The organism is Streptomyces sp. S186 (assembly GCF_051603415.1).
Taxonomy (GTDB): Bacteria; Actinomycetota; Actinomycetes; order Streptomycetales; family Streptomycetaceae; genus Streptomyces.
In genome coordinates, this window is record NZ_CP193932.1 from 6,338,864 (window position 1) to 6,357,600 (window position 18,737).

Annotated in this window: 17 protein-coding genes; 6 read left to right on the forward strand and 11 right to left on the reverse strand. The window is 73.3% G+C overall.

Annotation, left to right across the window (positions count from 1 at the left end; translation table 11 throughout):
• Window positions 1-3: 3 nt before the first annotated feature.
• From ACRAS8_RS27315 to ACRAS8_RS27330, 4 genes are all read right to left on the reverse strand, one after another.
• Window positions 4-1,788 (reverse strand): glycoside hydrolase family 15 protein, encoded by a 1,785-nt coding sequence (locus tag ACRAS8_RS27315; RefSeq protein ID WP_438488651.1) that lies wholly within the window; start codon window positions 1,786-1,788, stop codon window positions 4-6.
• Between the two features lie 29 nt (window positions 1,789-1,817).
• The gene (locus ACRAS8_RS27320; protein ID WP_438488652.1) at window positions 1,818-2,702 is read right to left on the reverse strand and encodes an SURF1 family cytochrome oxidase biogenesis protein; all 885 of its coding nucleotides are present in this window, start codon (window positions 2,700-2,702) and stop codon (window positions 1,818-1,820) included.
• Between the two features lie 115 nt (window positions 2,703-2,817).
• Window positions 2,818-3,051 carry a hypothetical protein gene (locus ACRAS8_RS27325; protein ID WP_026247770.1) on the reverse strand — a complete coding sequence of 78 codons (234 nt, stop codon included), beginning with the start codon at window positions 3,049-3,051 and terminating at the stop codon, window positions 2,818-2,820.
• Window positions 3,052-3,114: 63 nt separating this feature from the next.
• The gene (locus ACRAS8_RS27330; RefSeq protein WP_438488653.1) at window positions 3,115-4,146 is read right to left on the reverse strand and encodes a DEDDh family exonuclease; all 1,032 of its coding nucleotides are present in this window, start codon (window positions 4,144-4,146) and stop codon (window positions 3,115-3,117) included.
• Window positions 4,147-4,375: 229 nt separating this feature from the next.
• Here ACRAS8_RS27330 and ACRAS8_RS27335 point away from each other — a divergent pair, with 229 nt between their 5' ends.
• Genes ACRAS8_RS27335 through ACRAS8_RS27345 form a run of 3 tightly spaced genes read left to right on the forward strand, consistent with a single transcriptional unit; the run spans window position 4,376 to window position 7,602 of the window.
• Window positions 4,376-5,269: a sterol desaturase family protein gene (locus ACRAS8_RS27335; RefSeq protein ID WP_438488654.1), complete on the forward strand. Its 894-nt coding sequence runs from the start codon at window positions 4,376-4,378 to the stop codon at window positions 5,267-5,269.
• Window positions 5,266-6,012, forward strand: a complete 747-nt coding sequence (locus tag ACRAS8_RS27340; RefSeq protein WP_438488655.1) for a lysoplasmalogenase — start codon at window positions 5,266-5,268, stop codon at window positions 6,010-6,012. Before ACRAS8_RS27335 ends, ACRAS8_RS27340 begins: the two co-directional genes overlap by 4 nt.
• Window positions 6,013-6,045: 33 nt before the next feature.
• On the forward strand, window positions 6,046-7,602 hold the full coding sequence (locus tag ACRAS8_RS27345; protein ID WP_438488656.1) for a TIGR03086 family metal-binding protein: 1,557 nt from the start codon (window positions 6,046-6,048) through the stop codon (window positions 7,600-7,602).
• A 47-nt stretch (window positions 7,603-7,649) separates the two neighbouring features.
• On the opposite strand, the gene ACRAS8_RS27350 is transcribed toward ACRAS8_RS27345, so the two are convergent.
• Together ACRAS8_RS27350 and ACRAS8_RS27355 are read right to left on the reverse strand one after the other, a co-directional pair.
• A complete protein-coding gene (locus ACRAS8_RS27350) occupies window positions 7,650-9,140 on the reverse strand; it encodes a S8 family serine peptidase (protein ID WP_438488657.1) in 1,491 nt (496 codons plus the stop codon).
• Window positions 9,141-9,338: 198 nt separating this feature from the next.
• Window positions 9,339-9,548 carry a hypothetical protein gene (locus ACRAS8_RS27355; RefSeq protein ID WP_438488658.1) on the reverse strand — a complete coding sequence of 70 codons (210 nt, stop codon included), beginning with the start codon at window positions 9,546-9,548 and terminating at the stop codon, window positions 9,339-9,341.
• Between the two features lie 186 nt (window positions 9,549-9,734).
• Here ACRAS8_RS27355 and ACRAS8_RS27360 point away from each other — a divergent pair, with 186 nt between their 5' ends.
• The 3 genes from ACRAS8_RS27360 to moaA all read left to right on the forward strand — a co-directional run bounded on the left by ACRAS8_RS27360 (window position 9,735) and on the right by moaA (window position 12,984).
• On the forward strand, window positions 9,735-10,184 hold the full coding sequence (locus tag ACRAS8_RS27360; protein WP_438488659.1) for a DUF485 domain-containing protein: 450 nt from the start codon (window positions 9,735-9,737) through the stop codon (window positions 10,182-10,184).
• A complete protein-coding gene (locus tag ACRAS8_RS27365; protein ID WP_438488660.1) occupies window positions 10,181-11,803 on the forward strand; it encodes a solute symporter family protein in 1,623 nt (540 codons plus the stop codon). The genes ACRAS8_RS27360 and ACRAS8_RS27365 overlap by 4 nt, the downstream gene beginning before the upstream one ends.
• 191 nt (window positions 11,804-11,994) lie before the next feature.
• Complete coding sequence (moaA, locus tag ACRAS8_RS27370) at window positions 11,995-12,984, forward strand: GTP 3',8-cyclase MoaA (protein ID WP_438488661.1); 990 nt, start codon at window positions 11,995-11,997, stop codon at window positions 12,982-12,984.
• On the opposite strand, the gene ACRAS8_RS27375 is transcribed toward moaA, so the two are convergent.
• The 5 genes from ACRAS8_RS27375 to ACRAS8_RS27395 all read right to left on the reverse strand — a co-directional run bounded on the left by ACRAS8_RS27375 (window position 12,967) and on the right by ACRAS8_RS27395 (window position 18,594).
• Window positions 12,967-13,206, reverse strand: coding sequence for a hypothetical protein (locus ACRAS8_RS27375; RefSeq protein WP_018541223.1), 240 nt, complete (start codon window positions 13,204-13,206; stop codon window positions 12,967-12,969). The two genes, moaA and ACRAS8_RS27375, sit on opposite strands and share 18 nt — an antisense overlap.
• A 264-nt stretch (window positions 13,207-13,470) precedes the next feature.
• Window positions 13,471-13,833, reverse strand: coding sequence for a DUF3099 domain-containing protein (locus tag ACRAS8_RS27380; RefSeq protein WP_438488662.1), 363 nt, complete (start codon window positions 13,831-13,833; stop codon window positions 13,471-13,473).
• 224 nt (window positions 13,834-14,057) lie between these two features.
• A complete protein-coding gene (tyrS, locus tag ACRAS8_RS27385) occupies window positions 14,058-15,476 on the reverse strand; it encodes a tyrosine--tRNA ligase (protein ID WP_438488663.1) in 1,419 nt (472 codons plus the stop codon).
• A 164-nt stretch (window positions 15,477-15,640) separates the two neighbouring features.
• The gene (locus ACRAS8_RS27390) at window positions 15,641-17,068 is read right to left on the reverse strand and encodes a metallopeptidase TldD-related protein (RefSeq protein WP_438488664.1); all 1,428 of its coding nucleotides are present in this window, start codon (window positions 17,066-17,068) and stop codon (window positions 15,641-15,643) included.
• Window positions 17,065-18,594 carry a TldD/PmbA family protein gene (locus tag ACRAS8_RS27395; RefSeq protein WP_438488665.1) on the reverse strand — a complete coding sequence of 510 codons (1,530 nt, stop codon included), beginning with the start codon at window positions 18,592-18,594 and terminating at the stop codon, window positions 17,065-17,067. Before ACRAS8_RS27395 ends, ACRAS8_RS27390 begins: the two co-directional genes overlap by 4 nt.
• Window positions 18,595-18,737 lie beyond the last annotated feature (143 nt).

Sequence of the window (18,737 nt, forward strand, 5' to 3'; positions counted from 1 at the left end):
GCTCTAGTCTGCCCCCGCCCCGTCCCGCAACGCGAAGGCGGTCCCCACCAGGCCGACATGGCTGAACGCCTGCGGGAAGTTGCCCAGTTGGCGCCCGGTGGCCGGGTCGTACTCCTCCGCGAGCAGCCCCACGTCGTTCCGCAGCGTCAGCAGCCGCTCGAACAGCTTCCGGGCCGCCGCCCGGCGCCCGGTCAGCAGCAGCGCGTCCGCCAGCCAGAACGAGCAGACCAGGAACGTGCCCTCGCCGCCCGGCAGCCCGTCCACCGACCGCCCCTGGGTGCTGTAGCGGCGCACCAGACCGTCGTGCGACAGCTCGCGGCGCACCGTGTCGACGGTGGAGACCACCCGCGGATCGTCCCCCGGCAGGAAGCCGACCCGCGGGATCAGCAGCGTCGCGGCGTCCAGTTCCGCGGAGCCGTAGGACTGGGTGAAGGTGCCCCGCTCGGCGTCGTAGCCGCGCGCGCAGACCTCCCGGTGCACCTCGTCGCGCATCGCCCGCCAGCGGTCCACGTCCCCGCTGAACCTGGGGTGCCGCTCCAGCGCCCGTACCGCGCGGTCGGCCGCGACCCAGGCCATGACCTTGGAGTGCACGAAGTGCCGGCGCGGGCCGCGCACCTCCCAGATGCCCTCGTCGGGGTCGCGCCAGGCGGACTCCAGGTAGTCCATCAGCGCCCGCTGGATGCTCCAGGCGTGCGGCTCGGCCGGCAGCCCCGCGGTGCGCGCGACATGGAACGTCTCGATCACCTCGCCGTAGACGTCGAGTTGGCGCTGCTCGACGGCGGCGTTGCCGATCCGCACCGGCAGCGAGTCCTGGTACCCGGACAGCCACGGCACCTCGAACTCCGGCAGCCGCCGCTCCCCGGCCAGCCCGTACATGATCTGCAGGTCGTCGGGGGCGCCGGCCACCGCGCGCAGCAGCCAGTCCCGCCAGGCGCCGGCCTCGTCGAGATACCCGGCACAGAGCAGGGAGTTCAGGGTCAGGCTGGCGTCCCGCAGCCAGCAGTAGCGGTAGTCCCAGTTGCGGACCCCGCGCGGCTCCTCGGGCAGCGAGGTGGTGGGGGCGGCGACGATCCCGCCGGTGGGTGCGTAGGTGAGCGCCTTGAGGGTGATCAGGGAGCGGATCACCGCGGCGCGGTACGGGCCGTCGTAGCGGCACCGCGCGGACCAGGCGTGCCAGTCGTCGGTGGTCTCCGCCAGCGCCTCGAACGGGTCGATCTGGTCGGGGCGGGGCTCGTGCGAGGGGTGCCAGGTCAGCACGAACGCGGCGCGCTCGCCGGCGGCGACGGCGAAGTCCGAGCGGGTGCTGAAGTCCTTGCCGTAGGTGCTGCCCTGGGCCGGGGTGCGCAGCCAGACCGAGTCCGGTCCTGCGACCGCCACCCGGCAGCCCTCGGTGGCGCGCACCCATGGCACCACCCGCCCGTAGTCGAACCGCAGCCGCAGTACCCCGCGCATCTCGACCCGGCCGCGCAGCCCTTCCACGACCCGGACGACGTCGGGCATCCGGTCGCGCTGCGGCATGAAGTCCGTGACCCGGACGCTGCCCTCGGGGGTCTCCCAGACGGTGTCGAGGATCAGCGAGTCCCCGCGGTAGGCGCGTTCGGCGCGGGCCTCGTCGGAGCGCGGCGCCAGGGTCCAGTGGCCGTTGTCCTTGCCGCCGACGAGGGCGGCGAAGCAGGCGGGGGAGTCGAAGCGGGGCAGGCACAGCCAGTCGATGGAGCCGTCCCGGCCGACGAGCGCGGCGCTCTGGAGGTCGCCGATGAGCGCGTAGTCCTCGATGCGTGGGTACACTCCGCGGCCTTTCCCGCGCGGCGGGTGCGTTACTCGGGGGCGACCGCCGTCCGGGCTACGGCCCCGGCGCCGCCGCGCTCCGCCGGCCCGGCGTCCTTCTCGCCGCCCTCGCCGTCCTCGTCACCCTCGTCCTGCTCGGCCGGCTCGCCCTGCCCGGCTTCCTCGGCCGCGGCGGCCAGCCGGTCGCGGCGCTCCCGGCGGACCAGCACGACCCAGCCCACCGGCACCGCCGCCGCGAACAGCCACCACTGGACCGCGTACGCCATGTGCGGCCCGATGGAGTCGTGGTCCGGCTCGGGCACCTGCTCCGGGGAGTCCGCCTTGGGCGCGGTCTGCTCGATGTAGCCGCCGAGCATCGGGTGGCCGCTGAGCTTCGCCTGCTGCCGGCTGTTGATCAGCATGACCTGGCGGGGCGGCAGGCCCCTGGTGTCCTTGATCCCGCTGGCCGCGGTGGTCTCGTCGGCCATCATCCGGCCGGTGACCGTGACCGTGCCCTTGGGGGCGGCCGGCACGTGCGGGAACTTGGTGAGGTCGTCGCCGGTCGGGATCCAGCCGCGGTTGACCACCACCGCCTGGCCGTTGCCGAGCACCAGCGGCGTCAGGACGTAGTAGCCGATCTTCTGCTCGTCGGCGGCGGTGCGCTGGCGGACGACGACCTCGTGCGCGGTGTCGTAGCTTCCGGTGGCGGTGACCCGGCGCCACATCTCGCCGTGCGGCAGGGTCCGGCCGACCGCGGTCAGGTCGGTCACCGGGACCGGGGTGGCGGCGAGGTTGTGCGCGATCTGCGCGTTCTGCGCCACCCTGTGCTGATGGCGGTGGAACTGCCAGAACCCCAGCTTGATCATGACCGGGATCAGGACGAGGCCCACGAGGGTGAGGATCACCCACTGCCGGGACAACAGGAAGCGGTACACGGCAGCGACGGTATCGCGCGGCCCCCGGCGCCCGGCCCGCGGGTCCCCCGGCGGCGGCGCGCGCAGGGCCCGCCGGGGCCGCGGGGCACGCCGGACGCCGCGGCCGGGAGCGTCGTCAGACCCGGTCGACGATGCCCACCCGCCCCGCCGAGCGGGCGCAGTGCGCACCGCAGTACCACTGCCCGTCCGCCTCCACGCCCTGCCCGATGATCTGCACCCGGCAGTGCTCGCAGATCGGCGCCATGCGGTGGATGGCGCAGGCGAAGCAGTCGAAGACGTGCACCGCGCCCTGCGCGTGCACCTCGAACGTCATGCCGTAGTCGTTTCCGCAAACCTCACAACGTGCCATGCGCCACAGCGTGCGGGCGGGGGCGCCGGCGGGCGAGGTGCCGGCGGGTGTGTTGGCCGGGCTTCACCCGGACGACGGTGCCGCCGGCCGGACGTCCTGAAGAAGCTGCATGAACGCCGCCTCGTCGATGACGGCGGTGCCGAACGAGGCGGCCTTGACCGTCTTGGACGTGCGGGCGTCCGGGTCGTTGGTCACCAGCAGGCTCGTCAGCCGGGACATGCTCGTCGCCACGTGCAGTCCGGCCTCGATCGCCCGGTCCTCCAGCAGCTCGCGGTCGACGGAGGTGTCGCCGGAGAACGCGACCCGCATGCCCTGGACCAGCGGGCCGCCGGGCTCGTAGCGCCCCGGGTTCGGGTACGGGCAGGCCGGGCGCTTGCGGGCCGGCCGCCAGGACGCGGGGCGGTACGCGGAGCCGGTGACGCGCGGGCCGGGCGCGGGGGCGTCCGACCACTCCGTCAGCGGCTGGCAGGTCAGCAGCGGCAGCCGGACGTCGCTCTGCGCGGCCCGGCGCAGGCTGGGGCGGAACGCCTCGGCCAGCACCCGGGCGTCGTCCAGGGCGTGGTGGGCGCGTTGCTGGACGACGCCGAAGTGCGCGGCGAGGGACTCCAGCTTGTGGTTGGGCAGCGGCAGGCCCAGCTCCTTGGAGAGCGCGATGGTGCACAGCCGCTGGCGCACCGGGGCGACCGCGGAGGCGCGGGCGTACTCGCGGGCCAGCATCGACCAGTCGAACATGGCGTTGTGCGCGACCAGCACCCGGTCGGCCAGCCGCGCGGAGAGCTCCGGCACGATCTCGGGGAAGAGCGGCGCGCCGGCCAGCACCTCGCTCGTCAGACCGTGGATCCAGACGGGGCCGGGATCGCGCTGCGGGTTGACGAGGGTGTACCAGGAGTCCTGGAACTCGCCCTGGGCGTCGAGTTGGTACACGGCGGCGGAGATGATCCGGTCGTCGCGGGCCAGGCCGGTGGTCTCCACATCGACCACCGCGTATCCCTGGGGATACCCGGCCGGCCAGTCGGCCGGCGGCGTCTGCGGGCCCGGCTGCCGGCCGATCTTCGGCGCGATCGAGGGGGCGGCTGCGCTGCGGTCTTCGAGCATGGTCACTGAGGATACGGGCCGCCACCGACAGCCACCGAACCGCCGGGGCACATCCGGCCGGGACCCGTGCACCAGCGCGGCCCGCCCGGGGCCGACGCCGCATCAGCCCGGCCGTCGCGAACCGGGGCTACCGCCGGTACGCCCACCCCCGAAGCTGACACCGGGTCTTACATACTTCTGAGTAACAACCCCTAGCCGTACGCCCGTCGGCGCATTTATGGTGCGGGTCATGCCGCACCTGCCCGATGTCGTGCTGTGGTCCGTGCCCGCCTTCGTCCTGCTCACCGTCGTGGAGATGGTGAGCTACCGCCTGCACCCCGACGACGACGCCGCCGGCTACGAGGCGAAGGACGCGGCCACCAGCGTCACCATGGGTCTCGGCAGCCTGGTCTTCGACGCGCTGTGGAAGATACCGATCGTGGCGATCTACGCCGCGCTCTACGAGCTGACCCCGCTGCGCATCCCCGTGACGTGGTGGACGCTGCCGCTGATGCTGCTCGCCCAGGACTTCTTCTACTACTGGTCGCACCGCGGCCACCACGTGATCCGCGTGCTGTGGGCCTGCCACGTGGTCCACCACTCCAGCGAGAAGTTCAACCTCACCACCGCGCTGCGGCAACCCTGGACGACCTGGACGGTCTGGCCGTTCTATGTGCCGATGGTCGCGCTGGGCGTGCACCCGGCCGTGGTCGCCTTCACCTCCGGCGCCAACCTCGTCTACCAGTTCTGGGTCCACACCGAACGGATCGGGACCCTGCCCCGACCCGTCGAGTTCGTCTTCAACACCCCCTCCCACCATCGCGTCCACCACGCCTCCCAAGGCGGCTATCTGGACCGCAACTTCGGCGGGATCCTGATCGTCTGGGACCGGATCTTCGGCTCGTTCGTCCCCGAGACCGAGCGGCCCGTCTTCGGACTCACCAAGAACATCAAAACCTTCAACCCGCTGCGGGTCGCCACCCACGAGTACGTCGCCATCGCCCGCGACGTCCGGGCCGCCGAGAGCTGGGGCGAGCGCGCCGGCCGGGTGTTCCGCGGGCCCGGCTGGCAGCCGGCCCGACTCCGGGACGCGGCCCCGGCCGCCGAGCCGGCCGGGTCCGCCGTCGGGGAGTCCGTCGCGTGAGACCCCTCGCGCCCCGGCCGCGCGCCGCCCGGGCCCTGCTCGCCGTCTTCGCCGTACTGGCCGCCGGCCACCTCGCCGCCCTCCTGGCGCACGCCGCCGCCGTGCCCGGCAGCGGCCCCGCGTCCCTCGCCGGCACCGCCGTCCACCTCACCAAGCCGGCCCTGATGCCGCTGCTCGCCGCCCACGTCCTGCTCCGCGGCGGCCCGCCGCTGCTGGCCGGGGCGCTGCTGTTCGGCTGCGGCGGTGACACCTTCCTCCAGATCGGCGGCGCGGCCGCGTTCCGCATCGGCATGGGGTCGTTCGCCGCCGGACACCTCTGCTACCTGCTGCTCTTCATCCGGCACGGCGGCCCGATCGGCTCCCGGCCGCCGCGCACCGCCGCGATCGCCGGGCTGTACGCGGCCGCGCTCGTCACCACCGTCCTGCTGCTGTGGCCCGATCTGCCCGCCGACCTGCGGATCCCCGTCGCCGGATACAGCCTGCTGCTCACCGCGACGGCGTTCGGCGCGCTCCGCGCCGGCCCCCGCGCCGCCGCCGGTGGACTGCTCTTCCTGCTCTCCGACTCCCTGATCGCCGGCGGCCTCGCCCACTGGCCGCACCTGCCCGCCCCCCAGTTCTGGATCATGCTCACCTACACGGCGGCCCAATACGCCCTCGCCGTAGGGGTGTTGGCGGCCGCGGCCGGCCCGGACACCCCCGCACCCCCGGCACCGCGCCCGCCGCTGGCGTACGGCGCCGCTTGAGTCTCCCCCCGTGGGAGACCCGAAGGTGGGGGCATGTACGAGGACGGCACGGAACTGCTCCCGATCGGCGCACTGTCACGCCTGACCGGCATCCCGGTCAAAACCATCCGGAACTGGTCGGACCAGGACCTGCTGCCGCCCGCCGCCCGCACCCCCGCGGGCTACCGCCTCTACGGACCGGACGCCCCGGCCCGCCTGGAGATCGTGCGCAGCCTGCGCGACCTGGGCGTCGGAACGGCGGCGATCCGCGCCGTCATGCGCCGCGAGAGCACCCTCGCCGACACGGCGGAGCGCTCGGCGGCGGCGCTGGACGCACAGATCGCCGCGCTGCACGCGCAGCGCGCCGTCCTGCGGGCGGTGGCCGCAGGGGGCACCACAGCCAGGGAACTGCCACAGATGACCCGACTCGCCCGCCTGACGGCCGGGGAACGCCGCCGGATCGTCGCCGACGCCATCGACGACGCCCTGACCGGCGTACCCGCCCCCTCCTACCGCGGCGGCCTGCTGGCCGCCACCCCCGACCTGCCCGACGACCCCACCCCCGAACAGCTCGCCGCCTGGATCGAACTGGCCACCCTGGTCCGCGACCCCGAACTCCGCGCCGCCTGGCGCCGGTTGGCCGCCTACAGCGCCCGGGCGGCCCCCGACAGCCACACTGCGGCCGACACCGAAGCCGCCGAGCGCGTCGCCGCCCTGATGCACACCCGCGCCGAGGCCGCCGTCACCGACGGCATCGCGCCGGACTCACCCGCCGCCGCACCGGTCGTCGCCGAACTGGTCGCCGCCTGGCTCCCCACCCAGGCGGCCGTGCCCGACCCGCCCACCGAGGACGGTCCGGCCGCCCGGGCCCGGCTGCTGGAGCAGCTGGAGACCGCCGCCGAACCTCTCGTCGAGCGGTACTGGCGGCTGCTGTGCACCGTCACCGGCCGCCCCGCGCCGCCCCGTTGGGGCGCCGCAGGCGCCTGGACCGCCGCCGCGCTGCGCGCCCACCTCACCCCCGTCGAGGTGGACCGCGGCGCCTTCGCCGGCACCGACCCGGAGCGGGTGCTGTGTGCGTACGAGCGGGTCGTCGGCGCCGTCGGCGGGCTCGTCGCCGGTCTGCGGCCGGTGGACCTTGCGCGGCCCACCCCGTGCGCCGGATGGACCGTCCGGGAACTGCTCGACCACATGGTGTGGGAGAGCCTGATGGTCGCCTCGATAGCCGAGGGGACGCCGCGTACCGACCACTGCGCCGACCACCTCGGCGACGACCCCCGCGCCGCCTTCGAGGGGTCCGCGCGCACCGCGCTCGCGGTCTTCCGGAGCAGCGGGATGACGGCCCGCACCTTCGGCCCCCACGAGGCGCCCGGCGCGCTGCTCGTCCAGCAGGTCGTGATCGAACTCCTCGCGCACGGCTGGGACTTGGCGCGGGCGCTCGGTGCCCCGGCCGATCTGGCGCCGGAGGTCGCCGAGGAGACCCTGGCGGCGGCGCGGCGCCTCTACGGGGCCGCGCCGCGCACCGCGGGCGGCTCGTTCGCCCCGGAGCGCCCCGCCCCGCCCGGGGCCACCGCCGCGGACCGGCTCGCCGCCTATCTGGGCCGCGACGTGTGACGGACCGGCGGCACCGGGCCGCCGGTCACCTCACCAGACGGTCGCTATTACTCCACCGCCTTCAAAGCGTCGACGATGCCGTAGCCGAAGTGGCTGTTGACGTGCCGGGTGCCGGTGCAGGTGGCGTCGCCCGCCGGGCATCCGGGGTTGTCGGCCTGCTCCTTGAGCAGCCACTGGATCTCCTGCGGGCTCGCCTTCGGGTGGGCGCTCTTCAGGAGCGCCGCCACGCCCGCGACATGCGGGGAGGCCATGGACGTCCCGGCGAAGAACGCCCAGTCGCCGCCCGGGATCGTGGAGAGGACGTTGCCGTTCTTGGCGGGCAGTTCGGGCACCTGCTTGGCGTCGCCGCCCGGTGCCGCCACGTCGATCTGCCCCAGGCCGTAGTTGGAGTAGCCGGACTTCAGGCCGTGCGAGCCGGTCGCCGCGACGGTCACCGTCCCCGGCAGCTGGGTCGGCACGGCCCAGCAGGTCTTGGGGCTGACGGTGCGGGTGACGGGGGTGGAGTCGTTGGGGCTGCCGGTGTCGGTGAGCTTGTCGGCGCCGAGGTCGGCGCTGGCGTTGCCCGCGGCGGCGACGTTCACCACGCCCTTGTCCTGGGCGTACTTCGCCGCCCGGCCGACCGCGTCGACGATGGCCGCCTGGTCGGCGTCGTCCTTGCAGTTGAACATCCACGGGTCCACGAAATAGCTGTTGTTGGTGACCTGGACGCCGTGGTCGGCGGCGAAGACGAAGGCGCAGACCACGCTCTCGGCGTAGAACAAGCTGGTCTTCGGCTCGCTGACCTTGATGGCGGAGACCTTCACGCCCGGCGCCACACCGGTCACGCCGATGCCGTTGTGGGCCGCCGCGATGGTGCCCGCCACATGCGTGCCGTGCGCGTCGCTCACCGGGTCGTAGGGCCGCCAGGCCCCGGGGGAGGTGTCGGGCACCCCGCCCACGCAGCTGGCGGACTGCCGGGCGGAGAAGTTCGGTTTCAGGTCCGGGTGGGTGTCGTCCACGCCGGTGTCGATGACCGCGACGGTCACCTTGCGGCTGCCGGGGTTCACCTTGGCAGCCCGGTCGGCCTTGATGGCGGGGATGTCCCACTGGAGCGGCTCCAGCGGCTCCTCGCCCTTCGCCTTCGCCACCCGCTCCGCCGCCACGAGCTGGGCCCTGGTCAGCCGCTGCGGCTTGCCGAAGTCGGTGGTGCCGGACTGCTTGAGGGGCGCGGTGCGGGTCGCGCCCGCCGACTGCACGCCCGCCACCGTCCGGATGGTGGCGGCGAACTTCGGATTGGCCGAGTGGACGACGATCACGCCTATCCGCTCGTGGGCGGTGATCACTTTGCCGCCGGCCCGTCCTATCGCCTGCTCGACCCTGCCGACCGCGGCGTGGCCGGGGGTGGTGTTCACGACGTACGACAGCAGCGGGCCACTGGCCGGCGGCGCGGCGCCGGCCGCGTCCGGGAGGAAGCCGAGCGACGCCGTCAGCGCCAGCCCGAGCGGTACGGCCAGGGCCCGCAGGCGTCTGCGCCGGGGATGTGCAAGGGGACGTGCCATGGGTACTCCACCTCATCCGTCGGACCGCCGGGGCGCGGGGCGCGCACAGGCGGTTGCACGACAGGTGAAGCTAGCGGCGATCACCGGCGCACGGCAACGGAACGCGGAAAAAACCTCTCAGGGGTGGCAAATTGCCGCCCGGTCAGGTGGTTTGACGTCCCGTCAGGTATGTGCGAGGGCGGCGCGCCGCCGGTGTCCTCAGTCCCGGCGTCCCGCGCTGTCGCGGCGCCGCAGGGTGCCCATGCTCAGCGGCGGCAGCGGGACCCGCGGCCCGTACCAGCGCCGGGGCTCCCGCCCGGGGCGCGGCCACGACGGGCCGGGGGTGAGTGGCGCGGACAGCCGGACGCTGCCGTACGGGCGCCGGCGCGGGGCGTACGGAGCCGGGTCCTGTTGGGGCGGCGGAGTCATGACCGGCTCAACGAAGCGTCGCCCGGGCGGTGGCGGCCGGTGCACCCATTCCCCCGATTTCTTCGGGAATTCAACCATCCACCGTCTGTCGCATCACGGCCGGCCGTCCTACGATGCGTGATCCACGTCACTTATCGGGGCCTTATTTCCGGCTCCGCATCAGCTCGCCGAGCGTCAGGAGACTCCGTGATCACCGCACCCCACGCCGACCGGGGACCGCACGACCCGCCCGACTACCCCCAGGTGCAGGCGAGCCCGGAGTTCGCCGAACTCCGGCGCGCCCACCGGTCGTTCGCCTTTCCGCTCACCCTCGCCTTCGTCCTCTGGTACCTCGGCTATGTGCTGCTGTCGAGCTACGCCGGCGGCTTCATGGCCACCAAGGTCGCCGGCCACCTCAACGTCGCCTTCGTGCTCGGCATCGCCCAGTTCGCCACCACGTTCCTGATCGCCTGGTGGTACTCCCGGCACGCCGCCACCCGCCTCGACCCCCGCGCCGAGGCCCTCAAGGCCCGCCTGGACGGTCCCGCACCCGCACCCGCGACCGCCCCGCGGGCCGGTGCGGCGCGGACCGGACCCCCGCAGGCCGCCCCGGAGGACGGCCCCGAGCAGACCGGAGTCCAGGAGGCCGGCGCATGAACCTCGCCCCCCACCTCGCCGCCGGCGCCGCCGGCGAGCACCGCACCCTGATCGTCACCCTCTTCGCCGTCTTCGTCGCCGCCACCCTCGGCCTCACCGTCTGGGCCGGTCGGCAGACCAGGGGCGCCGACGACTTCTACGCCGGCGGGCGGAAGTTCAGCGGCTTCCAGAACGGCCTGGCCATCTCCGGCGACTACATGTCCGCCGCGTCCTTCCTCGGCATCGCCGGCGCCATCGCCCTCTTCGGCTACGACGGCTTCCTCTACTCCATCGGCTTCCTCGTCGCCTGGCTCGTCGCGCTCCTCCTGGTCGCCGAACCGCTGCGCAACTCCGGCCGCTTCACCATGGGCGACGTGCTCGCCTACCGGATGCGCCAGCGCCCGGTCCGCACCGCCGCCGGCACCTCCACCATCGTCGTCTCGATCTTCTACCTGCTCGCGCAGATGGCCGGCGCCGGTGCCCTGGTGACGCTGCTGCTGGGCATCACCAGCGAGGCCGGCAAGATCCTCGTCGTCGTCCTCGTCGGCATCGTGATGATCCTCTACGTCACCATCGGCGGCATGAAGGGCACCACCTGGGTCCAGATGGTCAAGGCCGTGCTGCTGATCGCCGGCACCCTGCTGATCACCTTCCTGGTGGCGCTGAGGTTCCACTTCGACCTCTCCGCCCTCCTCGGCGCCGCCGCCGAGAACAGCGGCAAGGGCTCCGCCTTCCTGGAACCGGGCCTCAAGTACGGCGCCACCGCCACCTCGAAGATCGACTTCCTCTCGCTCGGCCTCGCCCTCGTCCTGGGTACCGCGGGCCTGCCGCACATCCTCATCCGCTTCTACACCGTCCCCACCGCCAAGGCCGCCCGGAAGTCGGTGAACTGGGCGATCGGCATCATCGGCGTCTTCTACCTGATGACCCTCGCCCTCGGCTTCGGCGCCGCGGCCCTCCTCAAGCCCGGGACCATCACCCACGACAACAAGGCCGGCAACACCGCGGCCCCGCTCCTCGCCCAGGAGATCGGCGGCGGCGCGGGCTCCACCGGCGGCGCCGTCCTGCTCGCCGTCATCTCCGCCGTCGCCTTCGCCACCATCCTCGCCGTGGTCGCCGGCCTCACCCTCGCCTCGTCCTCCTCCTTCGCCCACGACATCTACGTCAACGTGCTCCGCAAGGGACGGGCCACCGAGAAGGAAGAGGTCGGCGCGGCCCGCTGGGCCACCGTCGGCGTCGGCGCGGTCGCCATCGTCCTCGGCGTCTTCGCCCGCAGCCTCAACGTCGCCGGACTGGTGGCACTCGCCTTCGCCGTCGCCGCCTCCGCCAACCTCCCGACTCTCCTCTACAGCCTCTTCTGGAAGCGCTTCACCACCCGGGGCGCCCTGTGGTCCATCTACGGCGGCCTGCTCTCCTCCGTCCTCCTCGTCCTCTTCTCGCCCGTCGTCTCCGGCAAGGAGAGCTCGATGTTCCCCGGCGCCCACTTCGCGGTGTTCCCCCTGGAGAACCCGGGCCTGATCTCCATCCCCCTGGGCTTCCTCCTCGGCTGGGCCGGCTCCCTCCTCTCCAAGGAGCAGCCGGATGCCGCCAAGTACGCCGAACTGGAGGTCCGCTCCCTCACCGGAAGCGGCGCCCACTGAGCCCTCCCCTCTGGCGCTGAGCCGTCCCTACAGCCCACGGGCGGGGTGATGTCGTAGAGACCTACGACGTCACCCCGCCCACCTCGTGCTTCTCACGCCTCCTCACTGTCGGACCCATCGCGTAGTCTCGAACACGTACTGATCGACGTACTGATCGACGGACCGGTCCGGACTCTCGGGGAGGGGGCCCAGTGCTCATCGACACCTACGGCCGCATCGCCACCGACCTGCGGGTCTCGCTCACCGACCGGTGCAATCTGCGGTGCACCTACTGCATGCCCGAAGAGGGCCTGCAGTGGCTCGCCAAGCCCGATCTGCTGACCGACGACGAGATCGTCCGCCTGATCGGCATCGCCGTCCGCGACCTCGGCGTCGAGGAGGTCCGCTTCACCGGCGGCGAGCCGCTGCTCCGCCCCGGCCTGGTCGGCATCGTCGAGCGGGTCGCCGCCCTCGCCCCCCGACCCCGGATGTCGCTGACCACCAACGGCATCGGCCTGGCCCGCACCGCCACCGCCCTGCGCACCGCCGGCCTGGACCGGGTCAACGTCTCCCTCGACACCCTCCGGCCCGACGTCTTCCAGGCCCTGACCCGCCGCAAGCGCCACGCCGACGTCCTCCACGGCCTGGAGGCCGCCCGCGCCGCCGGCCTCACCCCCGTCAAGGTCAACACCGTCCTGATGCCCGGCCTCAACGCCGACGAGGCCCCCGACCTCCTGGCCTGGGCCGTCGAGAACGACTACGAGCTGCGCTTCATCGAGCAGATGCCGCTGGACGCCCAACACGGCTGGAAGCGCGAGGGAATGATCACCGCCGGCGACATCCTCGCCTCGCTGCGCAGCCGCTTCACCCTCACCCCCGAGGCCCGGGAGGAGCGCGGCTCGGCCCCCGCCGAGCGCTGGCTCGTCGACGGCGGCCCGCACCGCGTCGGCGTCATCGCCTCGGTGACCCGCCCCTTCTGCCGCGCCTGCGACCGCACCCGGCTCACCGCCGACGGCCAGATCCGCACCTGCCTCTTCGCCACCGAGGAGACCGACCTGCGCGCCGCCCTGCGCTCCGGCGCCTCCGACGCCGAGATAGCCCGCCTCTGGAAGGTGGCCATGTGGGGCAAGAAGGCGGGATCCGGCCTCGACGACCCCGCCTTCCTCCAGCCGGACCGCCCGATGTCAGCCATCGGAGGCTGACCGCGCCTCCCACTCCTCCAGCGTCACCACGTCCTTGAGGAAGCCGCGCACGCCCAGGAACTGCGACAGATGCTCCCGGTGTTCCTCGCACGCCAGCCAGGTCTTGCGCCGGTCCGGCGTGTGCAGCTTCGGGTTGTTCCAGGCCAGTACCCACACCGCGGCGGCGCGGCAGCCCTTGGCCGAGCAGATGACGGTACTCGCGGAATCGTTCGGGGAGTTCACTCCTCAACCCTACGACCCGGCCCGCGCCCGCTTCCGTCGCCGTCTCCCCGGGACGGCAGCTCCGGAGCGCGGACATGACGAAGCGCGGACATGACGACGCCGGGCAGCCACGGGGGGAGCCGCCCGGCGTCGGTCCGTCGCTCCGACGGGGGATGCGGAGCGCGTACGCAGTATGTCACGGGTAACGGGGCGCGGTGCAGCGGAACCGCATGATTGATCTGAGCTTTTCTTGAGCTTTGCTGAGCCAATCGGGTGCGGCGGACCTCAGCCCCGCTCCTCGTACGGCCGCGCGGACTCCTTGGCCCGCCGTTCCGGAACGGATTCCGCCGAGCCCGTCGTCAGCGCCCGCCGGGAGGCGGTGACCAGCGTCGACGGCAGCGAAGGGACGTTCTCCCGGCCGGCGTTGGCGATGACCACCGCGATGTAGGGAAGCCCCATGCCGATGACGAGCGTTGCAATGGCAACCGGCCGCTCGACGTTCCAGAGCACCGCGGTGAGCACCACCGCCACCGTCCGCACGGCCATCGAGATCACATACCGCCGCTGGCGACCCCGCACATCCTCGGTCAGCCCCTGACGGGCCCCCGTGATCCGGAAGGTCTGTGCGCCGCCGCTCTGCTTCCGCATCACGTTCCACCACCTGCTCGGTCCCGCCGGATTCTCCCCGCATTCCGGTCGCAATCCACGGTACGCCGCCCCTTCCCGCCCGACGAGACCGGGTCGCGCCGGCGGCGTACCGAGCGCTCCGCCGTATGCCGTAGAGCCGCGTCGGCCGTTCGTCCGGCCGGCCCTCCCACCGGGCGCGCGAGGGCGCAAACCCCGCGCCCCGCCCGGCGGGAGAGCCGACGGCGCTACGCCGTGCCGGCCTGCCGGCCGGTGATCTGGGCCAGCTTGCGCCCGGCCTTGAGGTACGCGGTGCCCTCGTCGCCGGAGAGCTTCTCTGCCAGCACCTCGGCCAGCGGACGCACCGCGTCGGCCTCGGCCAGCACATGCGTCGACTGGCCCGACGCGCCCTCGACCACCAGCCGCAGTGCGTTCTGCTTCGCCAGCCGCCGCGCCGCCGAGGCGCTCGGGGTGAACTCCAGCGCCGTCGTCAGCACCGCCGCCACCGTCAGCGCGCCGTGCTCACCGGCGTCCACGACCGGCAGCGACTCCACGTCCGCGAACGACTTCTTGGAGAACTGCGCCACGAAGCCGGCCCGGGCCGCCATCGCCGCGTCCAGCCCGTAGAGCGCGGAGACGACCTCACCGGCGAGGACCTTCTTGAGGTCCATCGGGTGCAGCGAACGGTCCGCCACCCGGCCCAGGGCCAGCGCGACCTCCTCGTCCGTCCACTCCGTCCACGCCTTGAGGTACGGCTCCATCAAACGGTCCGGCACCGACATGATCTTGCCGAAGACATCGTCCGCGGGCGCGCTCAGCCCGACGTAATTGCCCTTGGACTTCGACATCTTGGCGCCGGTGCCGTCGGTGCCCTCGATCAGCGGCATGGTCACCACCAGCTGTGGCCGCTGCCCGCGCAGCTCCATCAGCTTGCGGCCCATCTGGAGGTTGAGCAGCTGGTCGGAACCGCCCAGCTCCACGTCGCACTCCAGCGCCACCGAGTCCAGACCCTGCGCGATCGGGTACAGCAGCTCGGTCATCGTCAGGCCCGAGCCGGCCGCCAGCCGGTTGCGGAAGTCCTCGCGCTGCAGCAGCTGCGAGGCCGGCACCTGGGCGAGCAGCCCCAGCAGCTCCGGGAAGGTGTACGGCGCCAGCCACTCGCTGTTCTGCCGGAAGCTGACCTTCTCGAAGTCGAAGAAGGGGCGCACCTGCTCGCGGTAGGTGGCGAGGTTGTGCGCGATGTCCTCGTCGGTCAGCGGCGGACGCTCGGCCGTACGGCCCGACGGGTCGCCGATCTTCGCGGTGAAGTCGCCGATGATGAGCGTGACGTCGTGGCCCAGGCGCTGGAAGCGGCTCAGGATGATCAGCGGCACCGCGTGCCCGAGGTGCACATCGGTCGCCGTCGGGTCGATGCCCAGCTTGACGTGCAGGCCCCGGCCGGCCGCCCGGCGCTCCTCGATCCGCTCGGCGAGCTTCTCCACACCCGGCAGCACCTCGACCGTCCGGGACGCGATCAGCTCGGCCTGCTCCTTGGCCGACAGGTCCGTCAGGTCGAGATAGCGCCGCTCACCGGTCTCCTGGAGCAGCTCCCGGACGGTGCCGTCCGAGGAGAGGTCGGCGGAGAGCAGTGCGCTGGCGCGGGCGACGGATTCGCCGAGGCGTGTCATGGCGTTCCTGATCGATCGTGGTTCCCCGGAGGGAGGACAGGGCGACAGTCTATTAGGCCGGGATCGGCCGCTCACCGCGATATCCGCCCGGCCGGACGGGCCCGGGGCGGTACGCGGACGCCGCGGCCGGCACCGGTACGGGCCCGGCACCGGCCGCCCGCCCCTCACACGCCCGGGCTGACCGAGCTCATGTTGAAGTCCGGCACCCGCAGCGGCGGCATCGCCGTCCGGGGGAAGTAGTCGCCCCACTCCCGCGACATCGTCCGCTCCGTGCGCCCCGCCGCCACCGCCCGGCCCAGCAGGTCCACCGGCGACTCGTTGAACCGGAAGTTGTTGACCGCGCCGGTCACCTCGCCGTGCTCCACCAGATAGACCCCGTCCCGGGTGAGCCCGGTCAGCAGCAGCGTCGCCGGATCGACCTCGCGGATGTACCACAGGCAGGTCAGCAGCAGCGCCGGACCGTCGTGGCCGGCGGCGGCCACCATCGCGTCCAGATCTTCCGAACTCCCGCCCTCCAGCAGGAGGTTGTCGACGGCCGGCGCCACCGGCAGCCCGGTGAGCGCGGCACCGTGCCGGGTGGCCACCAGCCGGTCCAGCACCCCCTCGTGCACCCAGTCGGTGGCGGCCAGCGGCAGCCCGTTGTCGAAGACCGAGGCGTCCGCCCCGGAGGAGTGGGCCAGCACGAACGGGGCGCACTCCAGCCCGGGGGCCGCCGGATCGCTGCGCAGCGTCAGCGGCAGTGCGGCGAGCCGGTCGCCGATCCGGGTCCGGGCCGCGCCCTGCCCGCCCCCGGCCTTGGAGAACACCGTCCGGCCCTCGGCGGCGTCCCGGGCGGTGGCCGACCACTGCTGGTAGACCAGCAGATCGGCGACGGCGCTCGGCGGCAGCAGCGTGTCATAGCGGCCGGCGGGCAGCTCGACCCCCCGCTCGGCCCAGCCCAGCCGCCGGGCCAGCTCGGCGTCCAGCTCCCGCGGATCGGTGTCGGCGAAGTCCCGGGTGGCCCGGCCGGCCCAGGCCGAACGGGCACGGTCCGGGGACTTGGCGTTCAGCTCCAGCGTCCCGGTGGGCTGGTCGTGCCGCAGCCGCAGCCCCGTCGAGCTGCCCAGATACGACGAGACCACGGTGTGCTGCGCGAAGCCGTACAGCTCGCGGCCGTCCGCCCGGGCCTGCCGGAACGACTCCCCGAGGGCCGGGGCGAACGCGGCGAAGACGTCGGAGGAGGTCTCCGCGGGATCGTCGGTGAAACCGGCCGTCGGCTCCCCGCCCGCGACCAGTGGCCGGGCGTCCTCGGCCGGCCCGGCGTCCCGGGCGGCCGCCTCCGCCGCCCGCACCAGCGGCTCCAGGTCCCGCGCGGTCACCGCCGACCGCGAGACCACCCCGGACGCGGTGCCCTCCGCGCCGTCCACGGTCGCCACGACCGTGACCGTCCGGCCGCGGCCGGTGCCGTTGGTGGTGAGGGCGTTGCCCGCCCAGCGCAGATTGACACCGGAGTGCTCCTCCGCGATGACCACACAGCCGTCGGCGCGGGACAGCTCCAGCGCCCGCTCGACGATCTCGTACGGCCGGTTGCTGCGCCTACCGCGCGGACTCATCGCCCCGCCTCCTGCGTCGTGTTGAGCACGTTCACACCCTCGAAGACCGCCGACGGGCAGCCGTGGGAGACCGCCGCGATCTGGCCCGGCTGGGCCTTGCCGCAGTTGAAGGCGCCGCCCAGGACGTACGTCTGCGGGCCGCCCAGCGCGCTCAACGACCCCCAGAAGTCGGTGGTGGTCGCCTGATAGGCGACGTCCCGCAGCTGCCCGGCCAGCCGCCCGCCGCGGATCAGGAACGCCCGCTGCTGGGTGAACTGGAAGTTGTGGCGCTGCATGTCGATGGACCACGAGCGGTCGCCGACGAGGTAGATGCCGCGCTCCACCCCGGCGATCAGCTCCTCCGTGGACGGGCCGTCCGGCGCCGGGCGCAGCGAGACGTTCGCCATCCGCTGGACCGGCACATGGGCGGGGGAGTCCGCGTACGCGCAGCCGTTGGAGCGCGGGAACCCCGTCAACCTGGCCATTCTGCGATCGAGTTGATAGCCGGTGAGAATGCCGTCCCGGATCAGGTCCCAGGACTGGGCGGCCACCCCCTCGTCGTCGTAGCCGACCGTGGCCAGGCCGTGCTCGGCGGTCCGGTCGCCGGTCACCTGCATGAGCGGCGAGCCGTAGACCAGCGAACCCAGCTGGTCGAAGGTGGCGAACGAGGTGCCCGCGTACGCCGCCTCGTAGCCCAGCGCCCGGTCCAGCTCGGTGGCGTGGCCGACCGACTCGTGGATCGTCAGCCAGAGGTTGGACGGGTCGACGACCAGGTCGTACGCGCCCGGCTCGACGCTGGGGGCGCGCAGCTTCCCGGCGAGGTGCTCGGGGATCGAGGCCAGTTCGCCGTCCCAGTCGTGGCCGCCGGTCAGATACTCCCAGCCGCGGCCGACCGGCGGCGCGAGGGTGCGCATCGACTCGAAGTCGCCGGTGGCCGGGTCCACCGCGACCGCGGTCAGCTCCGGGTGCAGCCGGATCCGCTGCTGGGTGGTGCTGGTGCCGGCGGTGTCCGCATAGAACTTGTTCTCCTGGACGGCCAGCAGCTGCGCGTCGACGTGCGCCACGCCCGGGGCCGCCAGCAGCCGGGCGCTCCACTCGGCCAGCAGCCCGGTCTTCTCGGCGTCCGGCACGTCGAACGGGTTCACCTCGTAGGACGAGACCCAGGTGCGGTCCGCGTGGACGGGCTCGTCGGCCAGCTCCACCTTCTCCCCGGTGCCGGCCGTCTCGGCCACCCGGGCGGACAGCTTCGCCATCGCCACCGCCTGCCCGGCCACCCGCGCGGCGGCGTCCATGGTCAGGTCCACGCCGGAGGCGAAGCCCCAGGCGCCGTTGTGCACCACGCGCACCGCGTACCCGAGGTCGGTGGTGTCGGAGGTGGCGGAGGTACGTGCGTCCCGCAGCCGCCACAGCGCGCTGCGCACCCGCTCCAGGCGGAAGTCGGCGTGTTCCGCGCCCAGCGCGCGGGCCCGCGCCAGTGCGGCGTCGGCCAGCGCGCGCAGCGGCAGCGCGCGGAAGGTCTCGTCAAGGTCGTGGGGTGCGGCTGGCACGGCATCCTCCCGTAGTCGGCGGGTGCATCATGCCGTGCCGCGGCGCCTCCTGGCGCGCTTCTGTGGAGACCCGACAGTGAACCGGGGCACGCCCCTGTCCGGGCTCGATTCCCCGGATGGGCGCCCCGACCGATAGTTTCGTA

Excerpts from the sequence above, each read along its gene's own strand:
- ACRAS8_RS27325 (WP_026247770.1), bottom strand. The coding sequence starts at position 3,051 with ATGGCACGTTGTGAGGTTTGCGGAAACGACTACGGCATGACGTTCGAG.
- ACRAS8_RS27330 (WP_438488653.1), bottom strand. The coding sequence starts at position 4,146 with ATGCTCGAAGACCGCAGCGCAGCCGCCCCCTCGATCGCGCCGAAGATC.
- ACRAS8_RS27335 (WP_438488654.1), top strand. The coding sequence starts at position 4,376 with ATGCCGCACCTGCCCGATGTCGTGCTGTGGTCCGTGCCCGCCTTCGTC.
- ACRAS8_RS27345 (WP_438488656.1), top strand. The coding sequence starts at position 6,046 with ATGTACGAGGACGGCACGGAACTGCTCCCGATCGGCGCACTGTCACGC.
- ACRAS8_RS27350 (WP_438488657.1), bottom strand. The coding sequence starts at position 9,140 with ATGGCACGTCCCCTTGCACATCCCCGGCGCAGACGCCTGCGGGCCCTG.
- ACRAS8_RS27355 (WP_438488658.1), bottom strand. The coding sequence starts at position 9,548 with ATGACTCCGCCGCCCCAACAGGACCCGGCTCCGTACGCCCCGCGCCGG.
- ACRAS8_RS27365 (WP_438488660.1), top strand. The coding sequence starts at position 10,181 with ATGAACCTCGCCCCCCACCTCGCCGCCGGCGCCGCCGGCGAGCACCGC.
- ACRAS8_RS27380 (WP_438488662.1), bottom strand. The coding sequence starts at position 13,833 with ATGCGGAAGCAGAGCGGCGGCGCACAGACCTTCCGGATCACGGGGGCC.
- tyrS (WP_438488663.1), bottom strand. The coding sequence starts at position 15,476 with ATGACACGCCTCGGCGAATCCGTCGCCCGCGCCAGCGCACTGCTCTCC.
- ACRAS8_RS27390 (WP_438488664.1), bottom strand. The coding sequence starts at position 17,068 with ATGAGTCCGCGCGGTAGGCGCAGCAACCGGCCGTACGAGATCGTCGAG.